General features: G+C 67.2%; 26 protein-coding genes. 24 read left to right on the forward strand and 2 right to left on the reverse strand.

What is annotated here, in order from left to right; genetic code table 11:
• Nucleotides 1-6: 6 nt before the first annotated feature.
• Nucleotides 7-918, reverse strand: a complete 912-nt coding sequence (locus ACWIGU_RS03365) for an AraC-like ligand-binding domain-containing protein (RefSeq protein WP_454396884.1) — start codon at nucleotides 916-918, stop codon at nucleotides 7-9.
• Nucleotides 919-1,379: 461 nt separating this feature from the next.
• On the opposite strand from ACWIGU_RS03365, the gene ACWIGU_RS03370 reads away from it, so the two are divergent.
• The 14 genes from ACWIGU_RS03370 to ACWIGU_RS03435 all read left to right on the forward strand — a co-directional run bounded on the left by ACWIGU_RS03370 (nucleotide 1,380) and on the right by ACWIGU_RS03435 (nucleotide 10,732).
• A complete protein-coding gene (locus ACWIGU_RS03370; RefSeq protein WP_454396886.1) occupies nucleotides 1,380-1,871 on the forward strand; it encodes a hypothetical protein in 492 nt (163 codons plus the stop codon).
• A 321-nt stretch (nucleotides 1,872-2,192) separates the two neighbouring features.
• Nucleotides 2,193-3,191 (forward strand): hypothetical protein, encoded by a 999-nt coding sequence (locus ACWIGU_RS03375; protein ID WP_454396888.1) that lies wholly within the window; start codon nucleotides 2,193-2,195, stop codon nucleotides 3,189-3,191.
• Between the two features lie 61 nt (nucleotides 3,192-3,252).
• A complete protein-coding gene (locus tag ACWIGU_RS03380; RefSeq protein ID WP_454396890.1) occupies nucleotides 3,253-3,708 on the forward strand; it encodes a hypothetical protein in 456 nt (151 codons plus the stop codon).
• Between the two features lie 339 nt (nucleotides 3,709-4,047).
• Nucleotides 4,048-5,889 carry a serine/threonine-protein kinase gene (locus tag ACWIGU_RS03385; protein ID WP_454396892.1) on the forward strand — a complete coding sequence of 614 codons (1,842 nt, stop codon included), beginning with the start codon at nucleotides 4,048-4,050 and terminating at the stop codon, nucleotides 5,887-5,889.
• Between the two features lie 85 nt (nucleotides 5,890-5,974).
• Nucleotides 5,975-6,337 carry a tyrosine-type recombinase/integrase gene (locus ACWIGU_RS03390; protein ID WP_454396894.1) on the forward strand — a complete coding sequence of 121 codons (363 nt, stop codon included), beginning with the start codon at nucleotides 5,975-5,977 and terminating at the stop codon, nucleotides 6,335-6,337.
• 565 nt (nucleotides 6,338-6,902) lie between these two features.
• Entirely contained in the window at nucleotides 6,903-7,172 is a 270-nt protein-coding gene (locus tag ACWIGU_RS03395; protein WP_454397269.1) for a hypothetical protein, read from the forward strand.
• A 25-nt stretch (nucleotides 7,173-7,197) separates the two neighbouring features.
• The gene (locus ACWIGU_RS03400; RefSeq protein WP_454396896.1) at nucleotides 7,198-7,680 is read left to right on the forward strand and encodes a DUF6879 family protein; all 483 of its coding nucleotides are present in this window, start codon (nucleotides 7,198-7,200) and stop codon (nucleotides 7,678-7,680) included.
• Nucleotides 7,562-7,888 carry a DUF6879 family protein gene (locus ACWIGU_RS03405; protein ID WP_454396898.1) on the forward strand — a complete coding sequence of 109 codons (327 nt, stop codon included), beginning with the start codon at nucleotides 7,562-7,564 and terminating at the stop codon, nucleotides 7,886-7,888. Before ACWIGU_RS03400 ends, ACWIGU_RS03405 begins: the two co-directional genes overlap by 119 nt.
• The gene (locus tag ACWIGU_RS03410) at nucleotides 7,858-8,598 is read left to right on the forward strand and encodes a DUF6082 family protein (RefSeq protein ID WP_454396900.1); all 741 of its coding nucleotides are present in this window, start codon (nucleotides 7,858-7,860) and stop codon (nucleotides 8,596-8,598) included. Before ACWIGU_RS03405 ends, ACWIGU_RS03410 begins: the two co-directional genes overlap by 31 nt.
• Nucleotides 8,599-8,875: 277 nt before the next feature.
• Entirely contained in the window at nucleotides 8,876-9,244 is a 369-nt protein-coding gene (locus ACWIGU_RS03415; RefSeq protein ID WP_454396902.1) for a hypothetical protein, read from the forward strand.
• The gene (locus ACWIGU_RS03420) at nucleotides 9,237-9,659 is read left to right on the forward strand and encodes a DUF6093 family protein (protein WP_454396904.1); all 423 of its coding nucleotides are present in this window, start codon (nucleotides 9,237-9,239) and stop codon (nucleotides 9,657-9,659) included. Before ACWIGU_RS03415 ends, ACWIGU_RS03420 begins: the two co-directional genes overlap by 8 nt.
• Nucleotides 9,656-10,057 (forward strand): HK97 gp10 family phage protein, encoded by a 402-nt coding sequence (locus tag ACWIGU_RS03425; RefSeq protein WP_454396906.1) that lies wholly within the window; start codon nucleotides 9,656-9,658, stop codon nucleotides 10,055-10,057. Before ACWIGU_RS03420 ends, ACWIGU_RS03425 begins: the two co-directional genes overlap by 4 nt.
• Before the next feature lie 5 nt (nucleotides 10,058-10,062).
• On the forward strand, nucleotides 10,063-10,188 hold the full coding sequence (locus tag ACWIGU_RS03430) for a hypothetical protein (protein WP_454396908.1): 126 nt from the start codon (nucleotides 10,063-10,065) through the stop codon (nucleotides 10,186-10,188).
• Between the two features lie 100 nt (nucleotides 10,189-10,288).
• Nucleotides 10,289-10,732, forward strand: coding sequence for a hypothetical protein (locus ACWIGU_RS03435; protein ID WP_454396910.1), 444 nt, complete (start codon nucleotides 10,289-10,291; stop codon nucleotides 10,730-10,732).
• A gap of 111 nt (nucleotides 10,733-10,843) precedes the next feature.
• Here ACWIGU_RS03435 and ACWIGU_RS03440 read toward each other — a convergent pair whose 3' ends face one another.
• Nucleotides 10,844-11,473: a hypothetical protein gene (locus tag ACWIGU_RS03440; protein WP_454396912.1), complete on the reverse strand. Its 630-nt coding sequence runs from the start codon at nucleotides 11,471-11,473 to the stop codon at nucleotides 10,844-10,846.
• Between the two features lie 115 nt (nucleotides 11,474-11,588).
• Here ACWIGU_RS03440 and ACWIGU_RS03445 point away from each other — a divergent pair, with 115 nt between their 5' ends.
• From ACWIGU_RS03445 to ACWIGU_RS03490, 10 genes are all read left to right on the forward strand, one after another.
• Nucleotides 11,589-11,993 carry a YunG family protein gene (locus ACWIGU_RS03445; protein WP_454396914.1) on the forward strand — a complete coding sequence of 135 codons (405 nt, stop codon included), beginning with the start codon at nucleotides 11,589-11,591 and terminating at the stop codon, nucleotides 11,991-11,993.
• Nucleotides 11,994-12,368: 375 nt separating this feature from the next.
• Complete coding sequence (locus ACWIGU_RS03450; RefSeq protein ID WP_454397270.1) at nucleotides 12,369-12,902, forward strand: phage tail tube protein; 534 nt, start codon at nucleotides 12,369-12,371, stop codon at nucleotides 12,900-12,902.
• Nucleotides 12,903-12,907: 5 nt separating this feature from the next.
• Nucleotides 12,908-13,495: a hypothetical protein gene (locus ACWIGU_RS03455; RefSeq protein ID WP_454396916.1), complete on the forward strand. Its 588-nt coding sequence runs from the start codon at nucleotides 12,908-12,910 to the stop codon at nucleotides 13,493-13,495.
• A gap of 629 nt (nucleotides 13,496-14,124) precedes the next feature.
• Complete coding sequence (locus ACWIGU_RS03460) at nucleotides 14,125-18,849, forward strand: phage tail tape measure protein (RefSeq protein WP_454396918.1); 4,725 nt, start codon at nucleotides 14,125-14,127, stop codon at nucleotides 18,847-18,849.
• The gene (locus ACWIGU_RS03465; RefSeq protein ID WP_454396920.1) at nucleotides 18,846-19,733 is read left to right on the forward strand and encodes a phage distal tail protein; all 888 of its coding nucleotides are present in this window, start codon (nucleotides 18,846-18,848) and stop codon (nucleotides 19,731-19,733) included. Before ACWIGU_RS03460 ends, ACWIGU_RS03465 begins: the two co-directional genes overlap by 4 nt.
• Before the next feature lie 22 nt (nucleotides 19,734-19,755).
• Entirely contained in the window at nucleotides 19,756-20,688 is a 933-nt protein-coding gene (locus tag ACWIGU_RS03470) for a hypothetical protein (RefSeq protein ID WP_454396922.1), read from the forward strand.
• On the forward strand, nucleotides 20,685-21,776 hold the full coding sequence (locus tag ACWIGU_RS03475; protein ID WP_454396924.1) for a hypothetical protein: 1,092 nt from the start codon (nucleotides 20,685-20,687) through the stop codon (nucleotides 21,774-21,776). Before ACWIGU_RS03470 ends, ACWIGU_RS03475 begins: the two co-directional genes overlap by 4 nt.
• A gap of 21 nt (nucleotides 21,777-21,797) precedes the next feature.
• Complete coding sequence (locus tag ACWIGU_RS03480) at nucleotides 21,798-24,086, forward strand: hypothetical protein (protein ID WP_454396926.1); 2,289 nt, start codon at nucleotides 21,798-21,800, stop codon at nucleotides 24,084-24,086.
• A gap of 18 nt (nucleotides 24,087-24,104) precedes the next feature.
• A complete protein-coding gene (locus tag ACWIGU_RS03485) occupies nucleotides 24,105-25,436 on the forward strand; it encodes a glycoside hydrolase family 6 protein (protein WP_454396928.1) in 1,332 nt (443 codons plus the stop codon).
• 301 nt (nucleotides 25,437-25,737) lie between these two features.
• Nucleotides 25,738-26,118, forward strand: a complete 381-nt coding sequence (locus tag ACWIGU_RS03490; protein WP_454396930.1) for a hypothetical protein — start codon at nucleotides 25,738-25,740, stop codon at nucleotides 26,116-26,118.
• Nucleotides 26,119-26,255 lie beyond the last annotated feature (137 nt).

Here is a 26,255-nt window from a genome sequence, read left to right on the forward strand (position 1 = left end):
GTCCTCTCAGCCTTGGTCGGCCTGGCGGAGGTCGGTGACCGTGCAGCCGAACTCCTTTCTCAGCCGTCTGGCCAGGTGGGCGGTGTCTCGGATTCCCCAGCTCTCCGCGATCGCTGAGGCCGGCCGGGAACGGAGGACGGGGTCGCTCAGGTCGTGGTAGATGCGGCGGAGGCGCTCGTGGAGCAGCCAGGCATGGAAGGTGCGTTCCTGCCCCTGGAATAGCTGTTGCAGTCGACGTAAGGAGATGTGGTGCGCGCGGGCTACGGCCGCGCCCGTCAGGTCCGGGTTGCGGATGTTGGCCAGGGCGTATCCCCGGATCCGTTCGAGGAGGCAGAGCCCGGGCAGTTCGACGCGCTCGGCCGGGGTGTCGGCCAGGGCGCTGATCAGCAGGCCGGTCAGTGCGTCGGCCATCGAGCGGGCCGCGCGCGGGGCGGCGAGGGCGTCGAGGTGGTCACCGGCCCCGGACAGTACTGCGGCACACAGGGCCCGTACCCCCGCGTTGGTGGGAACGCTGGTCCCGCTGCGCCGGGTCAGGGCCTTGGCGTGCGGGCCGAGGAGATCCCGGGGCAGGCCGAGGACGACTACCTCGCACTGCTCGGGAAGGACCAGCTCGTAGGTGCGGCTGGTGTCCATGGCGAGGAGTTCGCCAGTGGCGACCCGGTGTTGGCGGCCATCCTGGCTGGCCAGGGCGCTACCGCGGCGGTGCAGGGTGACCTTGAACAGGTCCGGGTCGGTCGAGGACATGATGCGCGGCCCCCGGCGGACCGTGTGCGGGGTGGAGCGCACTATGCCGACGCGTACCAGGCCCTCGCCGGCGGAGTCGACGCGGGCCCGGAAGGGACGCGTGTGGGGGGCGGTCACCCGCAGCGGCAGGAGCAGGCTGGACGCAGCATCCTGCAGTTCCTCGGACCGTGTCATAAGCAAGGACGGCTGCCCGGTCGATCGCGAGGGCGGTTGCGAACGGTCGACCGAGCCGCTCTCCAAGTTGCCTGCGATGCCCGCCGCTTGTTCCCGATCCATGAGTTGTCTCCCCGCCCAGCCGCACCGAACTCCAGTGAAGCACCACCGGCCGCATCGAGGACTGCGCTCGGTGGTGAAGAGACTGCGTGCAATGGCGTGGGCGCTTCCTCATCGTGCTCCTACCGTCGTCACAGGGATGCGGGACCGGGACTGGGACCCGGGGGGAGGGGCGGAGCCGGCGACGGACGGACGGGGGACACGGCCGTCGCAGGAGCCTCCCGGTCCCGCGTACCCCCAATTCCCCCTGGCCTTACGGCGAGCACCACAGAGCACGTACGACCGGAGACCACCCGCCCGCAGAGCAATAGCGCACGAGAGCAGACGCGAGGAGCCGTCCATGCCGGGGGGACCAGCCGAGGATGACGTTCACCGACACGGGTTCCGTGATGGGCGTGCAGGGGGAGAGCCGGGGACCGGTCTCGGTCTCCAGGGACTCCTCGCTCCCGCCGACCGGGGCGCCACTCCCGCTGGACCGGCTCTTCAGGGCGGCGCGCGAGGAACTGCGCTGTGCGCGGGACCGCGAAGAACACGATCCCGGTCCTATGCCGGATGCGCAGGATCTGATCGAACGAGGCCACGAGGCGGCCATGCGAGCCGAAGCCGCCGGACCCGAGGAGGCGGACCTGGCGGGCGCGCGGGCGAAGATCGTCCGATCGCTGAGGCAACTACGCTGGCTCGCGGACGACGCCACGGGAGTACTGGCCGCGGTCGGCGCGGCCCTCGCAGCCGCGCTATGCCTCTTCCCAGGTCCCTGCGTCGAGGGGCCCGCTGCTCGGCGGTCAGCCTTCACCGCCACATCAGGGGGTTGGCGTGTGTCGACGACCTCCACGATGGGGAGGACGACGGATTGAGATCACCGGGCGGGGCAGCTTGCAGCTCAAGTACCCACACCGCGGGCGTACTTCTCCTGCGGTGTGCCCCCGGCGGCGTGCCGGTGGACGGGCACGGGGTCGTGGCGGGTGAACACACCGGCATTGGTTTCGTTGGATTCCACCCAAGTGCCTCATTACCCGTGGGGCCAGACCTCAGCTCAAGCCAACGCCGGGCCTGTGCACTGTCTCCACTGGATCACGACCAGTGGAGTGAACTACCAGACAGATGCAGTCGGCCGCATCGGCGTGTCCCATCAGCGTCCAACGAAGTCCACTAGGCGAACTATCCAAGATCACGGGGTGAGTATGGAGCTGTCGGGTCTTTCCTCTCAAGCAGTCTCGATCGCGGCGGACTTCCTGGGCGGGGTCGTTCAGAACACAGCCACACAGGCCGTGCAAGAACTCATCTCGCGGCGGCTTGCGGGAAGCCCGTCAGGCGCCCAGGCGTATCTCCGGCTCGAACAAGATCTGCCGAACGACCAACGGCGGCAAGAAGCGGCCGATGCACTCAGGGCAGAGGCCGAGGCTGATGCCCAGTTCGCGCAGATGCTGCGCGCGGCTGTGGCAGCCACTCTCGCCGAATCTGTGGGAACGGGTCCCGCGGCCGGCGGCATCACCGCTGGTGGCCTCGACATCGGCGGAAACGTTGGAAACAGGAATCAGCTCGCTGGCCGGGATATCGACAACTCACGCCGCAATGTCAGGATGGGGATCAGTGGGATCGTCCTGCTCGCACTCATCGGCGGAGGGGCGGGCCTCTATCAACAACTTCAGGATGACTCTGCCGATAGGGATTCCCAGCAGGGCGCACCCGCCAACGAAGGAGCATCGGCAGAAGGCCAGGAAACGCAGTGGCCCAGGACGCTGCCGCGAGCGAGCTCACTTGACGACATCGCTGCAATCTTGAAGCCAGCCGTTGGCCCGTGCCTGTCGCTCACCAGGGACGACCCGGAGATCGACCAGGCTGACAAGGCATGGGGAGTGACCCGTAAGGGCTGGTGCCACTACAAGAACGCGAACATTGAGTTCCGCTTGTTCGACAAGGCTGTCGCCGAGAAGCTCCTGAAGAAGAACGACACTACGAGTGCCTCGAACGGCGAGCTGGTTGGCGACGGATTTTCTGTGAACGTGATCGCAGCCGTCGGCGGCGACGAAGGCGAGGCCGCCGTGGCACAAGAGATCAAGGCTGCCGGGTTGATGTCCTTGAACTGTCAAAGGGACTTCGCGCCCTATGACGGCGTGCAGGTGATCAAGGCGGCGACGCCTGGCTGCCGCTACACCGACACTGACGTGCTGTAGTCACCGTTGCTGCACGTCACGTCCGCAAGTTGTCTCCAGCCGCGCTCTCCTCACGAACCCGGTGGTCATCGACGACCACCGGCACCTGCTCCACGCGAAGGTCGCCGCCCAGCTTCACGAGCTGTTCCCCGACGGATCCGCGCCCATGTGGGGCGTGGCGCCCGGCAAGCGGGAAGTCAACGTCTCCAAGATCAAAAGGATGCGCCTGGGCGACCGGGTGTTCTTCACCGGCCAGAACAAGCTGTACCTCGGCGGGACCATCGCCTTGACGTGGCGGAACAAGCCAATGGCCAAGCAGCTCTGGGATGCGGGCGAGAACGGCAGCTCCTTGGAGTACGTGTACGCCCTCTCCGGCATCCGCGGCTTCGACATCCCCATGACGGAAGTCCGCCAGCCCCTCGCCTGGAACCCGAACCGCAACGTCATGGCCATCTCCGTCCTCGGCGACGACGAGAGCGACACCCTGCACTCACTCCTGATACTCGACCCAAAAACGCGCGATGCGCAGCGACGGTGAGAAGCGCGGCCTGGCCAACATCGCGATACTTGCCTGCACTTCGGCTGCGACGCCCTCTACGAGCACGGCTACATCACCGTCGCCCCCCAGGGAGCAACCAAGGTAAGCCCTCTGGCCACGGATAGGAGCTGCCGCCGGGTGCGGACCGAGGTGGCGGCGGTGAGGTGACGCTGGGTCTGCGGGCCGTCTCCGGGTCCGCCGTGCGGGAGGGCCGGACGCTGGTGGAAGAGGTGGACGGCGTATGCCTTGTCGGTTTTGCGGGCGGGACGGCGACGTTCCTTGTGTTGGTGTCTTCGGTGTACCAGCCGCTGCATGGGCACGTTGTGCAAAGATCCGCTCATGCAGCCACTGGCCCCCGACGACCCCTCCTGCATAGGCCCGTACCGCCTGCTCGGCAGGCTCGGTGCGGGCGGCATGGGACGGGTGTTTCTTGCCCGATGCGACGATGGCTCTCCTGGCACTGTCGCGGTGAAGCTGGTCAGGCCCGAACTCGCTGAACTGGCCGAGTTCCGACGGAGGTTCGCCCGAGAGGTGCGGGTCGCGCGGCGAGTGAACGAGCGGTGGACGGCGCCGGTACTCGACGCGGACACCGATGCGAACGTGCCGTGGGTCGCTACTGCATACGTTCCAGGACCGACCCTGCAGGCCGTCGTCCGGGGCGAGTTCGGACCGCTACCGTCCGCCTCCGCGCACATCCTGGCCTACCGGATGGCGCTCGCCCTGCGCGGGATCCATGCGGTGGAACTCGTGCACCGCGACCTGAAGCCGTCCAACGTCCTGCTCGCCGTGGACGGGCCACGCGTCATCGACTTCGGCATCGCGCATGTCCTGGACGCCGCTGCGGACTCACTGCACACCCCGGCCGGGGCACTGATCGGCTCGCCCGAGTTCATGTCGCCGGAACAGGTGCGGGGCGAGCCCGTCTCCCCTGCCAGCGACGTGTTCTCGCTGGGCTGCGTGCTCGGCTACGCAGCGACCGGACGGTCCCCGTTCGACGCCGAAGAGCGCAGCGTGCACTCGGTCCTCTTCCACATCGCATACGAGGATCCGGAGTTGGGTGCCATACCGGAAGCATTCAGCGATCTCGTCAAAGACTGCCTCGCCAAGGATCCCGCGGATCGGCCGGGCGTCGACGAGATCCTGGAGCGGACCCGGCGCGCCCCAGCCGGGGCCTGGCTGCCACCCGAACTCCTCGCGCGGCTCGACCGCGCAGCGGCCCGGCCACTGCCGCACAAACCGTGGCGCCGCGCTGACGCGGAGTCGCCCGCACAGAACACCGGAGTCCAGGCCGAATTCCCCGAACCATCCAGACCCGTCGCACCTCCGGACCCGCTGGAGCTGCCGGAGGCGGGTATCGCACCGCCCCGAATCCGACCGCGCCCGCGCGCCCGGTGGAGCACCTGGCGCAGCGCGGCCGCCACAATCGCGGTCACGGCCGCGCTCGCCGGGCTCGGCCTAGGAGCACGGGCCGTAGAACGGACGGTGTTCGACGAGCCTGCCCCTCGCACGGACCTGAAGCCCTTCACCGGCACCTGGGTGCTGCGCCAGGAGGCCGGTCGCCCTTTGTTCGTGATCAAGCTCGACATTTGGGTGTCGCAGGCAGATGGCACGACCAGGGTGCAGTTTGAAGCAGGGCGGCGTGGGGCCACATGTCTCGGCAAGGCGCAGGCCACGTCGCCGGGCCGGGGTCAACTGCTCCTGAGCCATTTCCGTGAGCAGCAGAAGGCCCCCGAGAACGGCGGCCCCTGTGCACCGGGCCGTATGCTGCTTACCGCAGACGGGGCGAGCGCGGTCGACCCCAGTATTTCCTGGCAGGCGCGAAAGGAGCTGTCCATAGGCGCCGAATCCGTCAACACGGGTGCGCAAACGGTTCCCCCACAGTTCAAGGGCACATGGCGCCGCGGCAACACCACGATTCGCATCCGTGAGAATCCCGGCGATGCCACAGTGACGACGACGGTGACTTCACGCGGACAGCAGTGCACCTGGGACGCCCGGGTGCTGTACATGGATGCGGGCGTGGAGTCTCCGACCCAGTATCTGCACGCGATGCCGGGTCTCCCCGCGAGCGAGGGATGCCCACCGCCCAACGCCGCGTATTCCTACATGCGTGACGAGCACAACCTCATCCGTACAGCCCTGAACACCCCAAGTGATCTGGCTCTCTCCCCTGCGAGTTGATCCCGTTCGTCTCACATTCGGTCTGTGGCGCGGCATCAGATCTGCCAGCTGGCTACGGCGGCCGAGCGGTGACAAGGTGCGGCGAGTGCCGCGCGGTCAGTCCGATGCTCAGAAGATCCTGGACGACTGCGAGCATCTGCGCGATCGGCTGCTGTTCGCCCTGCTCCTGGACACCGGGGTCCGTATCGGCGAGGCCCTGGGCCTGCGTCACGACGACATCGCGATCGCCGAGAAGCAGGTAATGGTGGTGCCACGGCAGAACGACAACCGGGCCCGTGCCACGGCCGGCCGCACACGGACCGTCCCGGCGAGTGCGGAGTTGCAGATCGCCGGCCTGTGGGAGGTCGAGTTCAAGGGGCACTCCCACGACACTGTCCCGACAAGCCAGTTGGCGCTCAGCGAGCCGGAGGCCCGGGCCCTCGTCGCACTACGCACGGAACTGGTGTGACCCCCAGGTCACAGAGATGATCCAGAACGAGTGGACGGGAGGGGGGACAGGATGGGCCTGAAGGGCAAGCTCTATTGGCTCGTTGCGATCGTCGTGATCGGGGTACTGATTGGGATCAACAACCCGCCGCCTGGCCCCTGACCTCCGGTGTGCGTCGGAGCCGAGGAGTCGGGGCATCGGCCGGGGGCCCGGGGCGTTGGTGTGCGCGGAGCCTTGTAGTTGGAGGAGGCCTCCTCCAAGGTCACCACTGCTCGTGACGTAAGGGGCACAGGAGAGAACTGGCAAACGTCATCCCGGTGGTCGGCGACGCCGCACGCGCTCTGTCAGCCGCACGCAAACGATGATGGCCAGGACCGTGGCGGCAAGGACGAGGGCCAGGAGGCCGATGGCTGCGGCGCGTTCTTGGAATCCGGTGTCGGCAACAGACCGGGGTACGAGTAGTGCTCGCTTCTGCGGTGCGGGAATGGGCCTGGCGGGCTGGGCCATTGCGGGGTGTGTGTGCGGTTGTTAGCCTCACTCCGATCTTCACTTGCTGTAGGCATGCCATTACATTCGGGGGTTGGGTATGGAGCGTCCGTGGGAAACGGATCAGAGCGCAGAGTTTTCCCGTCGGCTGGGGCGGTCACCGCAGGAGTTGGGGCTGACCAGTTCCACGGAGACTTGCCCTGACATCTGGGAGCTGACCAACGGCGACGTGGCCGTGATCGGCAGGGTCGCTGCGCCGGAGCTCGTGGCGCGACTTCCCGAGGGAGCGTCGATCGGCCCGGACGAGCGGCTGGTGGTGATCCCGCGCAGCTTGATCGCTGCGGCCAAGCCGGACATTCCCGATGCCTGACCCGGGTAGCAGCGATCGCCCTGGCATGACCGAGGGCAGTTTCGCCGGCATTGACGGTCTGGTGGGACTGCCTGCAAGTTCACGCGGACGCTTCCTTCCCACCACGGACTACTTGTCGGCGTTCCGGAAGGACTACGTCCACGACAGTGTGACGGTGGTCGACAAGGTGGAGTGCGGTCAGCACTTCAGGGAGCCTGGGTTCGCCTCATGGGAGGCGTTCAACCGCGGGGCATGGCAGGAGGCTGTGGATCTCTTGATAGAGGAACGGCCGCGGATGGCCGGGCAGTTCGCGGCCGCCGAGCAGCGGGGCCTCCATCTTCGCCGCGTCCGTTATGTCGAGATTCCTCCGTCGGACTATTTGGTGTGGGAGATGGCCGTGCTGCGGCAGCGTGTTGATCTTGGGGAGCAGATTCGCGTCGTGGTCGGCCAGGGCCAACCCGGCCTACAGGCACCCCCCCCCCCGCTGGTCTTCCGAACTTGTCATTCTCGGGACGTACTCGCTTTTTGAACTGAGGTACAAGCCAGACGGTGTTCTGGCCGGCGCGTATCGGCACACTGATCCGCTGCTGATTGATGCGTGCCGGACAGACTTCGAGGCCCTGTACGCCGCGGGTGAGGATCTTGCGGTCTTCCATGCGCGGGAGACCGAGCCGGTGCTGCGCGCCAGGTGCGCGGGGGATGCGAAGTGGCCGCGGACCCGCGCCCGCCGATGGTGAACCAGCGCCCGAGCGTGAAGCGGCCTTGGTATCGGTCCCGAGCTGCCGTTCTGGCCCTGTCGGTTGTGGCGATCGTCGGCGCTCTGAGTCTCGTGGTCTTGTCGCCATTCGCTTTGCGGGCCTTCGACCCCGGCAAGGACAAGGAGTGGCAGGACGTCAGCGAGATCGCCCAAGCGTATGGGGCGGTGTCGGCGCTGTTGTCCGCGCTGGCGGTTGTTGGTGTGGCGGTGTCCTTGGTGCTTCAGGCCCGTGAAGCGAAGGCGACTCGGCTGCAGGGCTCCAGGACCATGCACATCGACTTGACCAAGATGGCCATGGAGAATCCCGAGTACCTGGACTGCTGGGGCGGCCCCGATTCCACGCGCACGGTGCTGCTGCGCTGTCAGCACATGTACGTGAATCTCGCGATCTCGCACTGGTCCATGGAGTACGAGGTCGGGGACCTTTCCGACGAGTGGGTGGCCGCCGCAGCCGATGAGATTTTCGCCGGCAAGATCGGCCGCTCGTTTTGGGCCCGTGCCCGCGCAAGCCGAATGGCAACGGCCAAGACCCGGCGCTCACGCCGCCTGCACCAGATCATGGACGCACATTACGAGCACGCGCTCCTCACCCCGCCGCGCACAGCTCCTGCCCTGCCCGACCTCGGCGTTCCTGGAGTCACTCCACCGCGTGCGGGTGATCCGGAAAGCGCCGTTCGCAGGGACACCTGACGGGTACGAGTCTGATCCCCAGGAGCAAGCATGATCTGCCTCGACCTCAGAGAAGCGGGGCAGAGCATGGTCAAAGCAGCAGCCAGCTTGCTTTGAATGGGACGTGCTTCACGTTACGGCGGCCAAGCTCGACGCCCCGGGGTCTCTACGTTTGATGATCCGTGGCCCAAGCCGGGTGTGCGGACCGTGCCCGGTCCCGCCCGTCTCGGTTGGAGGTCAGCCACACGCTGCTGGCAGCTCTTCGGGGGCTGATCTTCGCGCACCTAGGGTCAGGATCATGAGCACGTACCTGGAGCCCCAGCGCGTTCGGATCGCTGCCCGCCCGGAGGAGTCCGCGGTCATCGAGATCGACGGGCACGATGTCGCGTCGGCTGTAGAGGCGTATCGGATCACACAGACCGTCGACGAAGGCCCCCAGGTCACCCTGTACGTACAGCAGGGCTGGCGTGGCGTCGAGTTCGACGGCTTGGCCGAGGTGGTCGTGGAGCCCGCCGATGTTCGGCATGTGGTGATCGGCTTCCTTGACGCGGTGGACTGGCAGAAGCTCGATGAGACTGTTCTCGACCGGGACGACTTGGATGGTCGGCCGGGTGAGCTGACCCGCGGGATGCTGGCGCAGCTGAGGGAGTGGGCTGCGGGTGCTTGACCAGTCCGGGCTCGTCCGGTTTGCGGAGCGCCATCTGATGCCGGACAAGGTGCAGGTCAGTCGGGGCAGTGGTGAGGACATGCTCGACCCAGGGACGGGTGACCTTGTGCCGGCGCCGCCGGTGATCGTGTACGAGGACAAGGCGGGGCTCTACGCGCACCAGGAGCGGATCCGCAGCAAGGGCTCGGGGCAGGACGGTGCGTATGTCCAGGAGGTGCGTGCCGGCTACCGGCTGCTGCTGCCTCTTGAGGCTCCGGAGGTCTGGGAGAACGACACCGTCCTGATCGTTGAAGCCCGCGACGAGCAAGCCGTCGACCGCACGTACCGGGTATCGGCGTTGGGTGAAGTGTCGTCGTTCCCGGTGCTGCGCACCGTATGGCTGGAAGAGCACAACCGGAAGCCTGTGGCGCAGTGAGCAGCGCGACATTTCGGGATCCGTCGCAGCTGGCGGCAGCGTTGAACCGTGGCGGGACGGCGGCGGTGTCCGCGGCTGAGACCGCGATGCGGCACGGCGCGAAGGCGCTGGTGGTGCAGGTGCAGCGCAATGCATCCGGTAGGCCCGGCCCACGGGTGATCACCGGCAGGTACCGGGCATCGTGGCAGTCCGACGCGCATCGGGCCGGGCCTGTGATCGTCGCCGAGGTCGGCACGAACGCGCCGCAGGGCAGGCGGCTGGAGTTCGGGTTCGTCGGCGTTGATTCCTTGGGCCGTCACTACAACCAGCCCCCGTTCCCGCACCTGGGGCCGGCTGTCAACGCCTTCGGGCCGGTCCTCGTACGGGAGCTTCGCAACGCGGTCTCGGGGGCGTTGTGAGCGACATGAGCAACAGCCTCGAGGACGCTCTGGCCGGTGTGCTTGCCGAACATGAGCGGGGCCTCCTGGCTCGGGCGGTCGTTGTGGCCGAAGTCCTCGACGAGGACGGAGAGAGGAGCCTGTCGTCCTGACCACGCCTGGGGTGATGGAGTGGGACGCGCTTGGTTTGTGCCTATACGGGGTGCTCAGCATCGAAGGCCCGGCAGCCGCGTATTTCGCAGGAGGCGAGCTGTGATCGAGCGGGCGCCGGTGGGCACGGCTCTGCGTTCCATGCTGTCCGCAGCGACTGGCAGGCCCTGCGGTCTCGGCAAGCTCCCTCTCCTCGACGGGAAACCGGCGCCGCTGCCGTACCTGGTGTTGTATCCACAAGGCGGCCCCGTCGATGGCGCCCCGCTCGCTGACAGAGCAGAGGATGCGCACCTGGCGTACCAGGTGACGGTGGTCGCGGCGCGTGCGGATCAGGCGGAATGGCTCGCAGATCGTGTCCGATTCGCCGTACTCGGCCGTGGGGCCTCTGGCGAGTGGGAGCAGCCGATCGTGCTGGCGGAAGTCGATGTGTGGGCCAGGGAGTTGCTGGTCGACGACGGTGTCGACCAATCCGATGCCGCGCATGGTGTGGTGACCTGTGTGCAGCGGTACAAGCTCTCTGTCACGGCCTGTCCTCCGCAGTATTAGGCACCGGGCGTGACACGGGTGCTGGTCCTGCGGATCAGCTGTCGTCTTTCTCCGTAGAGGGGACGGGAGCGACGCCACCGACGCCGCCCCCGTATCCATCCGCAGGCCCGGCTAAGCAGCAGGAACCGTGTCTGCTTCACGTCCGGCAAGGTGCTGTACGACTGCCCATGCTGCCCAGTCAGCGGAACTGTCGTTCTCCCAGGCACCGGCGTGTGTGCTGTTGACGGGCGCGCCGGTGTCGCCGAAGTGGATTGCGATACGGATGGCCAGGTGCTCGACAGCTTTGATGAGGAGGAGCGGGCTGTCTTTGATCTCTTCCAGCCAGTGCAGTGCGATGCCTGCACCTTCCGGCTTAATGTCGAATTTCGGCGAGGTGAGCCACCCGAGGTCGGTGTCCTGCACGGTCACGGGTGCCGCTACAGGGACGGCTGCTCGGCGGCGGACGGCTATCCCATGTGCGTGGCTGGCTCCGGGGCCCACATAGCCGATCTCGCGGCGCACCCGCTCGACGACTCCTCCAGTACCTGTCCCGATGCCCCAGTACAGCACGCCGCGATCGACGAGGTTGGCGGCAGGCTCGTCCACGATCCCGTCTACCCAGGCGTAGAGCCCTGCTTGCCCATCGATGTTCGCCGCGTCGAGCGGGACTGGTTGCCATCCGAGGCCCAGCTCGGCGAAGGCGAGCGTGACAGCTCTCGGCGTGGTCAGATTGAGTGCGACGGGCGCAGTGAATGTTGCCAAAGTGCCACCTCCACAAGGGGTTTGATTCGACCTGGCGGTTATAGCAGGGAGCACCGACAAAGAGCTTGGCTTCTGCGTCAGGGTCGGTGTCAGTGGTGACTGCGATGCTGACGGCGTGATCCCTTGGAACCTGCTCGCCCTTGACGAAGCCTTGCGCGCCAGCTGGGCCCCTGACACCTGCTCCCCGGATGACCTGGCTCGCTCCGGCTGGCAGCCAGAGAACCCGGCCTGGGGGCACTGCGACGTCACGGCCTTGATCGTCAATGACGTCTTCGGTGGCGACCTCATGGCCGGCGAGGTGCACCTCGACGGGGTCCAGCATGGCTTCCACATGTGGAACCGGCTGGCCAGCGGCATCGAACTCGATCTGACGCGCGAGCAGTTCCGGCGAGGCCAGACCGTCACCGAGGGGCGTGTAGTGGAACGCCCTCCGGGCCCTTTGCGCCGCTGGGACGAGTACCTTCTCCTTCGCAAGCGGGTCATCGAGCACCTCGGTCATCTACCGGAGCCTGCTGTGTGAACTGGGCCGGGATCAGCTCGGATGATGCAGGAGGACGACGCCCTGGCCGGTGGTGGCCAGGGTCAGCCGCAGCGACGAGCCCTCGGTCGGGCACAGCACTACGCTCGTGACGGTTCCCCGGTTGATCACCTTCCGGGAGATGTCCGTAGCTGCCTCAGCTTGTTCCGCATCTGATCTCGTGACTCGTGGGTGGTTCGAAGCCGTGTGGGCGTTCACTTCGGGCGCAGTATGGTGATCTATATGTGGATCTCGGAGCTCGCTGCTTCTCAGTGAGTCTGTCTGCATTCTCACCGCGGAGGTCCCACGCGGACGCCCGACCATCCATTGGTTCGGGCCGGTTCCCCGACAGTGCGTCGAGGGACGGGGCCTCCCATGATGTGTGGCTGCCGTCCCGGAATCGGACAGCAGACCTTGCAGGTAAAGAAGTTTTCCCGGCGCGGAGTGACCCGCGTCTTGTGGCTCAAGACTGTCGCCGACACCGGACACGTTCCCACCCGCGCCGAACTAGCCGCTGGCACCGACCTGACCGATGCGATCGCGGCGATCGACGGCTGGACCCTCCAGAACCAGGCCATTGAAACCCCAGATCTGGGCTCGACGTTCGAGTCGAAGATCCCCGGCACCGATCAGGCCGATGACTCGTCCCTCGGCTTCTACGAGGACAAGGTGTCCGACGAGATCGAGCAGCTGCTGAAGAAGGACGACACCGGCTGGGTCGTCTTCCTCCGCAAGGGCGACGTCGCTGGCTCCCGGTCCATGGACGTCTTTCCCGTCCGGATCGGTTCGCGCTCGCCGAACTATTCGACGGACAACGAGGCCGCGAAGTTCACGGTGAACTTCTCGATCACGGAGAAGCCGACGCAGGACGCGGCCGTACCGGCTGCTGTGGCACCGAAGGTCGAGAAGTGATGCCGGTGTCCGCCGAGAGCAAGACTGCTCCTGCCCCGCCGGCCAAGGCTGTTGCTCGTGATGCGCATTGGGCGAGCAAGCTGGCCCGGCTGCGTGCCCGCCAGCTTCCTGAGTACACGCTAGTGATCTGTGACGACCAGGATGCCAAGCAGCACCTGGACGAGACGCTGCGGGAACTTGCCCGCTGTCGCATGGCGGATGCGGAGAATGGCCGCGCGCACAGTGACGCGACTGCGAAGGCGGAGGAGGAGGTCGAGAGTGCGCAGGAGTTCTTCGACAACCTCTCGATCGAGCTGACCTTCAAGGCGCTGCCGCGGCCCATCCTGGATGGTCTGATCAAGCGTTTCCCTCCGACCGAGGCACAGGCCGAGGACGGGGACGCGTGGAACCCGGAGACGTTCCCCGCGGCGCTGATAGCCGCCGCGCACATCGAGCGGGACGACGAGGGCAACACCGTGGAGGGCATGAGCGAGGAGGACGCGCAGGATCTCCTCGACTCGTGGCCGGTGGCCGAGTCGAACGCGCTGTTCGCGGCGTCGTGGCAGGCGCAGCAGATCGTCCGTACTTCGACGGTGGAGCTGGGAAAAGGCTGATCACGGACGTACAGCTCCGCACTGAGTTGGAGCTGTGTGACCGGTGGGGTATCCCGCACTCGCAGTTCCTCGGTGCGGGCGATGGCCGTTGGACCGAGACCGATAGGGCGAAGGCCCTGACGTACGTGGCCTACCAGCGGAGGGTGTGTGATCAGTGCGGGACCCGGGCTGCAGAGTGGGACGAGCAGCAGGGTGGCGACAGGTTCGCATACGTCACCACGAGTGTGCGCTGCACCGGCTGTGAGCTGATCGCGCACGAGCAGGACCAGGTGCCGGACGGCCCGGACGGATACGGGGTACGTATCGGCTTGGTGCCCCGCGGTATGCAGTAGGGGGTAGTTGAGGGTGGGGGTTAGGAGAGGGGCGCGGGGAGGTAGGGGCACCGGCAGGTGTCGTCGTACACGCTCAGCGTTCAGGCGCGGGCGGACTTCTCCCATCTCCTGTCGGAGATCCGGCAGGCTTCCCGCGCGATGCGCGGTCTGGGTCGCGACACCGCCTCCCTCAGCCGGCATCTCAACCAGATCGGGACCGGTGCCCGCGGGTCTGCTGCCGGGCTGCGGGGCCTTACGCGTGACTCGGATCGTGCTCGTGCTGGGCTGCGCCGTGTCGGTGCGGACGGGCATGCGTCGATGCGGCAGCTCCGTCACGGGCTGCTCGGCGCCCGGCAAGAAGCCCACCACCTACGCGGCCTGTTGGTCGGCGGCGGCATCGTCGCCGGTCTCGCGGAGATCGCGAAGGAAGGTAACGAGTACCAGCGGTCGATCAACAAGTGGGGCGCGGTCACGAACGCGTCCGGCCTGGAGATGGTGCAGGCCGCGGCGAAGGCCCGGGAGCTTGGCGCCGACCTCAAGATTCCCGGCACGTCCGCGGCGAAGGCCGCGGATTCGATGCTGGAGTTGGCCAAGGCCGGCCAGACCAGTACGTCGTCCATTGCGAACGCGCGGGCTGCGATGCAACTCGCTGCTGCGGACAATCTCTCGTCCGCGGACGCCGCCCGGTATTTGGGCGACGTCATGGACCAGTTCGGGCTCAGCTCGAACAACGCAGGCCGGGCCGCCGACGTGCTCGCGGCGTCGGCGAACGCCGCCTCCGGTGGGCTGAAGGACATCTACTACGCGATGTCCTACACGGGCCCGGTCGCCGCCCAGCTCGGCATTTCGATCGAGGACACCTCGGCTGCGGTGGCGATGCTGGCCCGCTCCGGCATCCTCGGCTCCAAAGCAGGAACGTCTATGCGCGGGATGCTCACCAACCTGTCGCGTCCGACAGCGCGGATGAAGCAGGGCCTGGCCGAGCTCGGTATCGAAGCCTGGGACACGCAGGGCAATTTCAAGGGCCTGCGCACGGTCATCGAGGGCTTCGAGAAGGCCCAGAACCGCATGTCCCAGAAGGACTTTCTGGGTTCTCTCGCCGATGTCGTCGGCAAGCCCGCGCTGGCGGGTGCGTCGGCGCTGGCGCATCAGGGTGTCGAGTCTTTCGACCAGATGCACACGGCGATCGCCCGCACTGGCGCTGCCGGGGAGATCGCCGCCTCGCAGACCAAGGGCCTCGCCGGTGCGGTCACGCAGCTCAAGACCCAAGCGTCGAATACCGGGCAGGTCCTCTATGCGGCGGCTGCGCCGGGGTTGGAGAAGGTCACGCGGCTGCTGACTTCCGGGATGGCTGCGGCGACGCCCGGTATGGCGGCCGTCATCGACTACGTCCACGACCTGTACACGCTGGCCGGCCCGTCTGTGTCCAAGGCGATCGCGTCGGGCTTTGATGAGGTCGGCGATTCGCTCGGTGGTCTGGGCGGGCCGTTGAGGGACCTCGCTTTCGATACCGCGGCTGCCGGGTTCAACGTCCTCGTCAACGGTGGCCGCGCTCTTATCGACATCGCGCGCAACGTCGGTTCCGCTGTCTCCCCAGTCGCCGACGCGATTGGCGATGTAGCGGATGAGGCTGATGCGGGTGGGACTGCGCTCGACATCATCGTCACCGCCCTGAACTTGGTCTCCTCGGCTGCGGGCTCCGTGTCGGGTGCACTGGTCCCGATCGGGCACATCGTGGCCGGCCTCGTCCGCGGGTTCGGGGCGCTGCCGGGGCCAGTACAAACGGCGATCATCGCGATGCTCATGGCACGCCGTGTCGCTCCCATGATGTCGCGACTCGGTCAGACGGTGTCCGGCCCCGTCGTGGGCGCGTACCGGTCCCTCGGGGACCAGATGAAACTCCAGCAGACTCTCGCGGCCGCGCAGGGGCAGTCCATCGGCCGGATCGGCCAGGCCCTGGCGGTGGTGCAGACCCGCATCCCGGTGGTGGGGCAGATGGCGAGCGCGTTCCGGAACGCCAACGGGCCGATCACCGGAGTGGCGCGTGCGATCGGTACCGGAGTCGGTGGTGCGGCCCGCGGCCTGATGGGTGCGCTCGGCGGACCGTGGGGTGTGGCACTGGCCGCCGCAGGTGTCGGGCTGTCGATGCTCGCCTCCCACCAGCAGAAGGCGGCCCAGGCGGCTGCCGAGCATCAGTCCCGGATCAGCAGCCTCACCCAGGCGCTGCGAGAGTCGAACGGTGCCGTGACGGAGAGCGTCCGCACCGCGGCCGCCCAGCAGTTGATGGACACCAAGGTCCTTGACGGCAAGGAGCGCCTGGTCGACGTCATGAAGACGGCCGGGGTGCCCATCAAGCAGCTCACGGACGCCTACCTCAGCCAGGACGACGGTCTGGGGAAGCTCCAGAAGCGCATGGAGGACGTTGCCGCGATCAACCTGAAGCCTGTGCGCGGCGGTGGCGTCATGTACAACGACGTGGGCCAGAGTGCGCACGCCGCTGCGGAGGCCCTCGGTTCCGTCAAGGGCGAGATGTCCCAAGCGGTCAAGGACGCCCGGGATCTCGCCGACGTGAATGGTTCCGCGGGCCGGTCCGCAGCCGACGCGGTGGGACCGTTCGGGAAGTTCTCCGACGCGATGCGCCGCCTGTCCGACACGACGGCGGACGCGGACACCCGTGCCCGTGCCCTTCACGACGCCCTGAATATTCTCGCGGGCGGTTCAGTGAACCTGTCCGCTGCTGAGACCCGGCTGAACCGGTCTGTGTCGGATGCGGCCGAGTCGTTGAAGGGCGGCGTCGATAATGCCCAGGGGTACGGCAAATCCCTGCTCAGCGTGGATGGTTCGCTCTCGACGGTCACCCGCAATGGGCAGAAGCTGTACGACCTGCTGCAGGGCCTGTCGACGAACTCTGCTGATGCGGCGCTGGCCGCCTACCAGTACGCGGAGGCGAACGGGAAGTCCGTTCCGGAGGCTCTGCAGGCGGCGCAGAAGCAGATGGAGACGGCCCGCGAGTCCGCTATCTCCACCGCGGAGGGCTACGGGCTGGGTGCGGAGGCGGCAGCGAAGCTCGCCGACAATGCGGGTCTGGTCCCCTCGCAGGTGTCGATCCTGCTCCAGACCGCCGGCATGGACGAGGCGATGGCCGAACTCATCGCCGTGCAGCAGGCGTTGAAGGCGGAGCCGGACAAGAAGACCATCACCATCTCCACTCTTTCCAACGATGCTCGGGAAGATCTGGAGAAGCTCGGCTTCAAGATCAAGGATCTCAAGGACCGCAAGGTTGAGGTGACAGCGCCGACTGATCTGGCGCGCACGGATCTGGACTCGCTGATCGCGAAGATCGCACAGACGCCGGGCGGCAAGCATGTCAACGTCACGGCGGCGACGGCGGCGACGATCAGCAGCCTGGAGGCGGTCAAGCAGAAGATCGCCGGTGTTCCCGGCGGGAAGCGCGTCACGGTGAATGCGCCGACCGGGGAGGCGCGCAAGCAGTTGGAGAACCTCGGTTTCAAGATCGCCGAGGTGCCGGGCAGTAAGAACGTCACCGTCACCGTGCCCACCAGTGGCGCGACGGACGCGGCAGGCCGGATTCAGGGCGCGATCAACGGGATCAGCGGCCGTTCGATCGGCATCGGCGTGTTCCTCAAGCCGACGAGCTCGGACCGGGACGGGAACGGCATCCCCGACATGATCCAAGCCCCGCAGGCCCGTGGCTCGGTGATCGACTACTACGCGAACGGTGGTGTCCGGGAGAACCACATCGCACAGATCGCCCCGGCCGGAAGCTGGCGTGTATGGGCTGAACCCGAGACACACGGCGAGGGCTACGTGCCTTTGCGCAGGTCGAAGCGGCCCCGGTCGCGGGCGATCACCGAGGAGATTGTGCGCCGCCTTGGCGGGGATCCGTCCGGGATCGAGTGGTACGCGGATGGAGGGCTGTCGAACTGGTCGTACCAGCCGCTCGGCAGTTCCGGGTTCTCGGTGTCCGATGTGGCCTCCAAGTCGCAGCGCAAGAGCAAGGGCGGCAAGGAGCACTTCGACCTGGGCATGTTCGAGCGGAACCTGCGCAGGTCCGTACGCACCGCCTCGGCTTGGCGGAACGACCTGGCGACCGTGTCCCGACGGGCCGGCACCGATGTCGCCAAGGCGTTGGAAGACATGGGTGAGGACGGTGTCGCTCTTACCCGCAAGATGGCCCGCGGCTCCAACAAGTACGTGAAGTCGATGGCTGCGCAGCTCAGCAAGCTCGCCGGCACCGCGAAGGCCACGCTGGGCGACTACACAGGGCAGCTCCGCAACGCGGTCAAGGACTCCACGACCTTCCAGAACAACCTCGCCAAGCTGACCTCCAGCGGCTACGGGGCGCTGGCCACACGGCTGGCGGAGCAGGGCGACGAGAACGCCGAGGCGCTCGCCGCCCAAGCTGTGCGCGACAAGAAGAAGGCGAAGCAGGCCAATAGCGCGGCCCAGGCTGCGGGCAAGACCCTCGACTCGGATCAGCTCGGCGACTTCGTGAAGCTCATCGGCGCTCTCGCCAAGGGCCACGGCATTCACGCCGTCGCCGAGTCGACGGGGATCGACGAGGACCGGCTCATCGAGATCGCCAACCGAGGCAAGGGCCAGATCAAGTCCACCGGCAGCAAGGCGGACCGGTTTCTCGCCGACCTGGTGAAGGCGAATGCCGGGAAGGCGTATGCGAACGGCGGTATCTGGGAGCCGGGCGTGTACTCGTCGAAGAACGGGCTGATCAAGTTCGCCGAGCCCGAGACTGGCTCCGAGTCGTACATCCCGCACGCCGTTGCGAAGCGTGGTCGGGCGACCGCTGTGCTGTCCGAGACCGCGGACCGGTTCGGATACGGCCTCGCCCCGAAGAAGCTCGTGAATGCCGCAGGCGGGCGCGCCCGGATCGTCGTGGTGCACCAGGCACCGGCGATCGGCAGCCAGACCATCCACGTCGCGCAGGGCCGTGACTCCGCGGATGACATCGCCTCCGCTGTCTCGTACCAGATGCGGCGGGCCCAGCGCGGGGGTGCCCTTCGATGAGCAGCCCTGAACTGAGCGACTTCCAACTGGACTTCGGCGGCGTCCTCCTTGGGCACGACACCAGCATTCCGATCGCGGAGATCGAAGGCCTTGCCCGTCCTGGCACTCGCGGGGAACTCGTCGAGCAGCCTGGTGCGGATGGCGTGTGGCTGACGCCGGACTGGTACGAGGCGCGCACTCTGCGCATTGACTGCGGCATCAAGACCCCTGGCGATCCTGCAGTTGGGCGGCAGATCCTCGCCGACCTGGAGGCGATCGCCGACAACCCCAGGGTCCGTACGGTCGGCGGCGCGGTGATGCCGCTGCGCATCAAATGGCCTGGCTCCCCCGTCCGCGTGCTGTTCGGCCGGTTGACGAGGCTCGAGGCGACCTGGGCGGAAGCGGCGCACGGCTGGATTCCACTTGACGTCGAGTTCGTCGCCTCCCCGCGCTACTACGCCGACTTCGAGGAGCAGGCGCAGTTGCGGCTGGGCTGGCTGTCCGGTGGCGGGTTCACCGCGCCCGTCCAAGCGCCGATCCACGTCACCAGCGGCAACCCGTTGGGGCAGGACCGGCCGGGCTGGGTGACCAACAACGGGGCTATCGACACCCATCCCGTGATCACTGTGCACGGGCCGTGCGCGAACCCGGTGATCACGCACGTGGAGAGCGGCCGGACCATCAGCCTGCCCATCACGCTCGCAGCCGGCCAGTGGGTGCGTGTGGATACGCGGCCCGGCCAGATCCGGGTGACGCGTGAGAACGGCGGCACCGCTCCCACCACGTCGCGGCTGGACACGTTCGTGCTCCCGCCGGGGCGCAGCGAACTGCGCTGGACGGCTTCTGATCCGACCGCGACTGCCCGCCTGACTGTCGCGTGGCGCGAAGCCTACATATCCCTCTGAAATCAAGGACGTTCGTACACCAATGACCCTCGCGCAAGCCCCTCTGCTCGTCGATGGAGCCACCCACTCCGCTCAGACGTTCCGCATGATGATCAAAGACCTCAGCCGCGGCGGCGAGGGCATCACCGAGGCCGCCGACTTGAAGGTGACACCGCTACCTGTGCCAGGTGCGGGGGTGCAGATCGCTGACGGTTCGGCGGTGATCCGCGGCAAGGCGAACATGTGGCAGGGCTCGTACACCGCGTACAACATCGGTGTCGCGACGGTGCCGGTCGCACCGACCGGTGCGACGCCACGCTCGGACCTGATCGTGCTGCGCATCAGCGACCCGGAGTTCGAAGGCGGCCTCGACCCGGCCAAGGATCAGATCAACGTCTTCGACGTGATCCCCAACGTCGCGTCCACCGCAACCGCCGTCCCCAAGGGCGTGACGGGGATTGCGATAGCCCGCCTCGACATCCCGGCGAACACCGGAACAATCACCGCGGCGATGATCCGAGACCTGCGCAGGGTGGCCAACCCGCGCCGGGAGCGCACCTTGTACAGCGCCTACCCGACGAAGCTGACCAAGGCGTACAAGGATGACAACAAGTGGTACAACTGGCCGGCCGAGGCCAGGTGGATGATCCCCGTGCCCGAGTGGGCGACGAAGATGATCTTCACAGTCATCATTGCCGGGCTCCGCCTGGACTTCGACAGTCTCTACGGCACGTTGCAGCCGGTGTTCGGCACGGTGGTCGGCCAGGGCACGGTCGTGGACGACAACCAGGGCAAGGTCGTCCGCCGCTCCACAGCGATCGTCGCCGACACCCTGACTCTGCCTGCCGCGTACCGCGGGACCAGTCAGCCGTTGTTCCTCCAGGCTCGTATGTCCAAGGACTGGAAGGGTGATCTCAGCGTTGATGCCGGGAGCAGCATCGTCGCGGACGTGGAGTTCACCGAGGGCCCGGTGTGACCTACCGGTACCTCACGCAGAACGCTCTGACCGGCGAGTGGCTCGCCCCGCATCTTCCGCTCACCGACGTCGAGTTCGGCCCCGAACTGAACGGGCCCGGCCACCTCTCAGGATCGCTGTCACCGCGCCTTGCGTGGCTGCACCCTGAGCTCGCTGATCCGGGAACGACACTGATCTACGCCGAGCGCAGCGGTCATCTGCGGTGGGGCGGGCTGATCTGGCAGGCCGAACCGGAAGGCAGCGAGCTGAAGGTGGAGGCCGCGGGCTGGACCTCTTACTTGCAGCACCGGCATGACCTCGACGGTGAGCTCGGCGGCCGCGGCCCATATGTGCGCGCGGATCCGTGCAAGATCGCCCGCGACATCGTGGCGTACGCCCAGTCGATCCCCGACGGGGACCTTGGCCTGAGCGTCGACTCGACGACGTCGACGGCGAAGGTCGGCACTCCCTCCGAGCCGTGGCATTCCCGCTGGTGGGAGACCCCCGTGCTCGGCGACCAGTTCGACGATCTCGTGAAGGATCCGGACTCGCCGGACTACACGTGCACTACCTGGTGGGACAAGGACTGGCGTCCGGTCCGCCGTATCCAGCTCGGCTACCCGCGGCTCGGAACCCGACGGACGGATGTGTCGTTCAGCAGCGGCATCAACATCATCAGTAGCCCGCCCGTCACGTACAGCGCCGACGAATACGCGCAGGTCGTCATCGCTACCGGCAGTGGCGAAGGCCGCTCCCAGCAGCGCGCCATCGAAGCCGTACGCAACCAGCGTCTGCGTCTCGAGCATGTGATGGAGCTGCCCGAGGTCCGCGGTAGAGACGTGCTCGCCAAGCGTGCGAAGGCCGAGCGGGCGTGGCGGCAGTCCCTCGGCCACGTCGAGGAGATCACCGTCCGCGATCACCCGCACGCCCCGATCGGGGCCTGGCAGATCGGTGACGACGTACGCGTCACCGTCCGGGACCAGTGGGCGAACTGGTCGGGCTGGTGCCGCATCACCGGCTGGACCGTACGACCCGACTCCGAAGCCGGCGAGACAGCAACCCTCAGCCTCTCCCGCGCGGACGCCTACCACTACGGCACTGCCGCGTGATCACCCTTCAAGGAACATCGCTTGTCCACTGACATAGGCACCCGCCTGGCGCACTTGGAGAAGCTGCTGCGCAGCTCCGTCCGCGCGCCCAAGCTCGTCAACGCCAGCATCGAGTCCGGCGCGGTCGACGTGTACGACGAGAATGGCTCGCTCCGGGCCGTCATCGGCCAACAGCCCGACGGCACGAGCGGTGTCGTCGCCGTGAACGGCCCACAACCACCCGCTCCATCCGTCCCGGAGGTAGAGCCTGTCCTTGGAGGGCTGCGCATCACTTGGGACGGCTCGCTCGTTGGTACGGATGTCGCACCGCTGGACTTGTCCCGCGTGCAGGTGCATGTGCTGACGTCCACGAGCATGGTGCCGGATGCGCGGTGGCCGACGGCTACGATCGAGGCCGCGTCCGGCGCCTCGGTCACGGTGTCGGTGAACCACTACGGGCCGCTGTGGGTGCGGCTGGTCGCGCTCAACACGTCCGGTGCACCGAGCGTCCCCTCCGAGGCTGTGCGTACGACGGCCCGCCGTGCCGCCTCGGGTGACCTCGGCAGCGCCGTGGTGCAGCAGGGGCACATTGCGGTCGGGGCCATCACCACTCCGCATCTGGCGGTCGGCTCGGTCACTCCCGACCAGCTCGCGGTCGGCCAGGGAACCAACCTGGTGCCGGACCCTGGATTTGAGGGCGCCGCCACGGCCAACGTCCTCGCGGCCGGAGGTTCGGTGTGGTCGTTCGCGCCGGGCAACCGGTCCGGTGTGGGGGTCCGGCTCGACTGCACGGCAGACACCCCCACGCACTTCACGCTGCCGCTGGCGACCGTGCCGGTGCTCGCTACCTCCCAGCTATTTCTCGGCGTCGACATCCTGGCCTCCGAGAACCTCGCCGCGCAGGCGGTGAAGATCCTCGCCCGATGGGAGACCAGTAGCGGCGAAGTCCTGGGCTACGGCGTCGCCGAGACGACAGCGCCCGAGGCGGGTGTGTGGCGGCGCGCGACCGGTCAGGTCGCCGCCCCGCAGGGAACAACCCGCGCCGTGTTCTGCCTGGAGGCGTCTGCGGCCACCGCCGGATGGTGTGTTTTCGACAATGCAGAGGCGCACACGATCTTCGGCGATGCGACCGGTGGTGCTCGTGCCGAGCTCGGCCCGCGCGGCCTGCGTCTGTTCGACGAGGACGGCGAAGAGGCCGTCTCTCTGGTGTCCGGGCAGGCCAACTACCTTACGCTGCGCAACGGGACGACCCGGGTGGCCGCGCTCGGCTCCACCGGCGACGCCTCCTTCCAGAACCTCAACGTCGCCGGGACCGTCACCATCGGCGGCGACGACCTCACCACCCTCAACAACGGGCCACGGGGCATCGTCGCCATCGACTGGATGGCCGCGGCGGTCAAGACGACCACCGGCACGGAGATGGGCTACGTCGAGCTGGCCTTCGACGCCGAGGACGGGCGCATGTACCGCATCGTCTACGACGGCAGCGCAGAGTGCTCCGCCGCAGGAGGCTCGCTGGTCCTGCGGCTGCGCTCCGGCTTCGCTGCCGCTCCGTTGGTCAAGTCGACCCAACTGCAGGAGGCACGGTTCCCGCTCACGCAGACTGTCCGTCGTCATGTGCGGCTGGAGTTCACCGGTGTGTGCGCGCCGGGCGATCTGATCCGTCCTGGCCGAAACCGTCTCCTGCTGACCTTCACCAGCGACTCCGGCTCCCCCGCCGGCCAGCAAGTGACGCTCACCGGGGCCAAGGGGCGGCTGGGGCAGATGACGGTGGAGGACATCGGGGAGCAGGTCGCGGAGACCGGCGTGTACAACACGGGCGGCGCGGTGGTCCCGGACCCTCCGGTGAAGGTTCAACGCACGTACAAGGCTGCGTGGTCGGGGAGTTACGCGAAGCGGTCCGGCTACAACAGCTATTACGGCAACCAGTTGGTCAGCGGCTACTTCTCCGCCAACAACGGTGTCCAGGCTGCGCTCGCCGGGTTCGGTGGAACCCTCGCGAAGGACCTGGCCGGCGCGAAGCTCCTCAAGGTCGAGCTGTATCTGTATGCCAACCACTGGTACTTCGCGTCCGGCGGCACCGCCATCCTCAAGGCCCACAGTCACGCCTCCAGGCCGGGCAAGTTCTCCGCCGATCAGGGCGAGTCGAAGACGGTCACCGGCTGGGCCCGCTCCAGCGGGCGGTGGATCGACATCACGAGCATTTTCGACTCGACGACCTTCCGCGGCGTCGCCATCGACCCCAACACCACCAACCAGACCAGCTACGGCAAGTTCGACGGCGTGGGCCAGGGGCATCCGCCGCAGCTGCGCGTCACCTTCATCAAGTAACTCAAGGAGCAAGAACCTGTGGCCGCCCTGTACGGAGACCTCGTCACCAACGGATCCTTCACCAACGGAACTGCCGGATGGTGGTCCGGCGACCCCAACATGGTCACCCTCAACACCCCGGGAATCGGCCTGGAGGCGAACGCGACCACCGACGCCGCGAACCTGTGGGACGCACCGTTCGGGCAGGACAACATCACTCTCCGCTCCGGGTGCACGTACACGTTGACGTTCACAGCCCGCGCCAGCCAGCCCGACACCACTCTGCGCGCGCAGGTCGGTCTCGGCGCGGATCCGTGGACGGCCGCGATGGACCGCACCGTGATGCTGTCGGCGGTGGACACCCACTTCGTCCTCACGTTCACATCCCCTCTGGACACCGCAGCGGGGCAGGTGAGCTTCCAGTTCGGGCAGGGAACGTCGGTCACTGTCTACCTGACCGAGGTGCGCCTGACGTGCTCCACCGTCCGCGAAGGGTTCTATGCCGACCCGGACTCCAACGCCGCGAAGTGGGTGGCCGCAAACCCGGCCGATTCCCGCGCCGCGAAGATCGCCCGTTCGCTGGTTCGGCGGCCGGCCGCCAAGTGGTTCGGAGACTGGAACAAAGACGTCCAGGCCGACGTGGATGCCTACGTGACAGCCGCGGCTACGGCCGGGCGGCTGCCCATCCTCGTCGCCTACAACATGTTCAACCGGGACAACAGCGGCCAGTCCAGCGGCGGGGCCAACTCACCTGAGGAATACCGCACATGGGTCGATGGCTTCGCCACCGCCATCGGCGACCGACCCGCCCTCGTCATCGTCGAACCCGACTCCCTCAGCCAGCTCGGCAACCTTCCCACCGAAACGGCGCGATCCGAACGCACCGCTCTGGTCGCATACGCCGCCAACGCCCTGGCCGCACGCCCTCTCATCCGCACGTATCTCGATGGCGGCAACGCGACCTGGATTAAGCCCGCCGACATGGCCGTGCGGCTCGCACAAGCCGGGGTGGCCCTCGCACGTGGTTTCGCGATCGGAGTGTCGAACTTCGACTCCACCGATGTCTCCTGCACGTACGGCCACCAGATCGCTCATGCTCTCGCCGGCCTCGGGACTTCTGGTGCACGGTTCGTCGTCGACACCTCCCGCAACGGGAACGGGGCGATGAATGAGAACGGGCAGCACGTCGGCTACTGCAACCCGGCTGGACGCCGTCTCGGTGTACCGTCCTCGATCGGTGTCGGCGGCGCCGACTACCTGCTGTGGATCAAGGTTCCCGGCGACTCCGATGGCATGTGCGGAACCGCGCCGGATGTTCCCGCTGGCACCTTCTCGCCCTTCCTCGCGGAGAGTCTCATCGACGGGCGATAGATCGCCAGGGATGGGCCTGTCGAGGGCATCTCAGGTTCCCCACGGGTCAGGTCACCGACGAGATGACGGCTCATTGGCCGTGTCCCTTGCCCGGTCCATCAGACACCGATGGCGGCGGGCACCCTGTCCCGTCGCATTCAGGTTGGCCGATCCAGACGTACACGGTGCCCCGCGAGGGCGATCAGCTCCACCGGCAGCCGTGTTCTGGCAGGATTGCAGCATGAGTCCTTGGGGGATTGCACTCGTTGCTGCGGGTTCAGCGGTAGCAGGCGGTCTGCCCGTTGCCTGGTTCGCAAGACCCATGAGACGCAGGGCAACAGCCGGGAAGCAGCCGCTTGCTTCCGACCTCCTGACACTTTTCAGCGATGCCGCTCATGCACAGCGGCAGCGGGAAACGCGACGTCCGGCCTATCTCGAGTTCCTCGTACGCGTCGAGGCTGCACTCGGCGCTGCCGATCCGACCAGCGTAGCGACGCTGGAGCAGCGAAGGGCTGTAAGCAGGGCCCTCGACGCTCTGTTGCTGGTCGGTCCCTCCGACGTCGTCGAGACTGCACAGCACCTTGCATCGATCGCGCAGCAGGAGGGACGCTCGCCCAGCGATGTAGAACAGGCGAGGACTGCTTTCCTCACCTCCGCCCGCAGCGCGCTGGGCGTCTTCTCCGGCGATCTCGCGCGCGGGTGATGTCAGCGAGCTGATGGAGTGCCAGGGCGGTCTTCGTGCCGCCTATCCCGCATCACGTCGGGGCACCGTCCGCTAGGCCGTGTTCTGTGAGTCGTTACTGTGCTGGGTGGTGTGGTCAGCTGGCCCGCAGCAGCATG

This window comes from Streptomyces sp. NPDC055400 (assembly GCF_053644375.1).

Excerpts from the sequence above, each read along its gene's own strand:
- ACWIGU_RS03365 (WP_454396884.1), bottom strand. The coding sequence starts at position 918 with ATGACACGGTCCGAGGAACTGCAGGATGCTGCGTCCAGCCTGCTCCTG.
- ACWIGU_RS03370 (WP_454396886.1), top strand. The coding sequence starts at position 1,380 with ATGACGTTCACCGACACGGGTTCCGTGATGGGCGTGCAGGGGGAGAGC.
- ACWIGU_RS03385 (WP_454396892.1), top strand. The coding sequence starts at position 4,048 with ATGCAGCCACTGGCCCCCGACGACCCCTCCTGCATAGGCCCGTACCGC.
- ACWIGU_RS03395 (WP_454397269.1), top strand. The coding sequence starts at position 6,903 with ATGGAGCGTCCGTGGGAAACGGATCAGAGCGCAGAGTTTTCCCGTCGG.
- ACWIGU_RS03400 (WP_454396896.1), top strand. The coding sequence starts at position 7,198 with ATGACCGAGGGCAGTTTCGCCGGCATTGACGGTCTGGTGGGACTGCCT.
- ACWIGU_RS03415 (WP_454396902.1), top strand. The coding sequence starts at position 8,876 with ATGAGCACGTACCTGGAGCCCCAGCGCGTTCGGATCGCTGCCCGCCCG.
- ACWIGU_RS03430 (WP_454396908.1), top strand. The coding sequence starts at position 10,063 with ATGAGCAACAGCCTCGAGGACGCTCTGGCCGGTGTGCTTGCCGAACAT.
- ACWIGU_RS03450 (WP_454397270.1), top strand. The coding sequence starts at position 12,369 with ATGTGTGGCTGCCGTCCCGGAATCGGACAGCAGACCTTGCAGGTAAAG.
- ACWIGU_RS03460 (WP_454396918.1), top strand. The coding sequence starts at position 14,125 with ATGCGGCAGCTCCGTCACGGGCTGCTCGGCGCCCGGCAAGAAGCCCAC.
- ACWIGU_RS03465 (WP_454396920.1), top strand. The coding sequence starts at position 18,846 with ATGAGCAGCCCTGAACTGAGCGACTTCCAACTGGACTTCGGCGGCGTC.
- ACWIGU_RS03470 (WP_454396922.1), top strand. The coding sequence starts at position 19,756 with ATGACCCTCGCGCAAGCCCCTCTGCTCGTCGATGGAGCCACCCACTCC.
- ACWIGU_RS03490 (WP_454396930.1), top strand. The coding sequence starts at position 25,738 with ATGAGACGCAGGGCAACAGCCGGGAAGCAGCCGCTTGCTTCCGACCTC.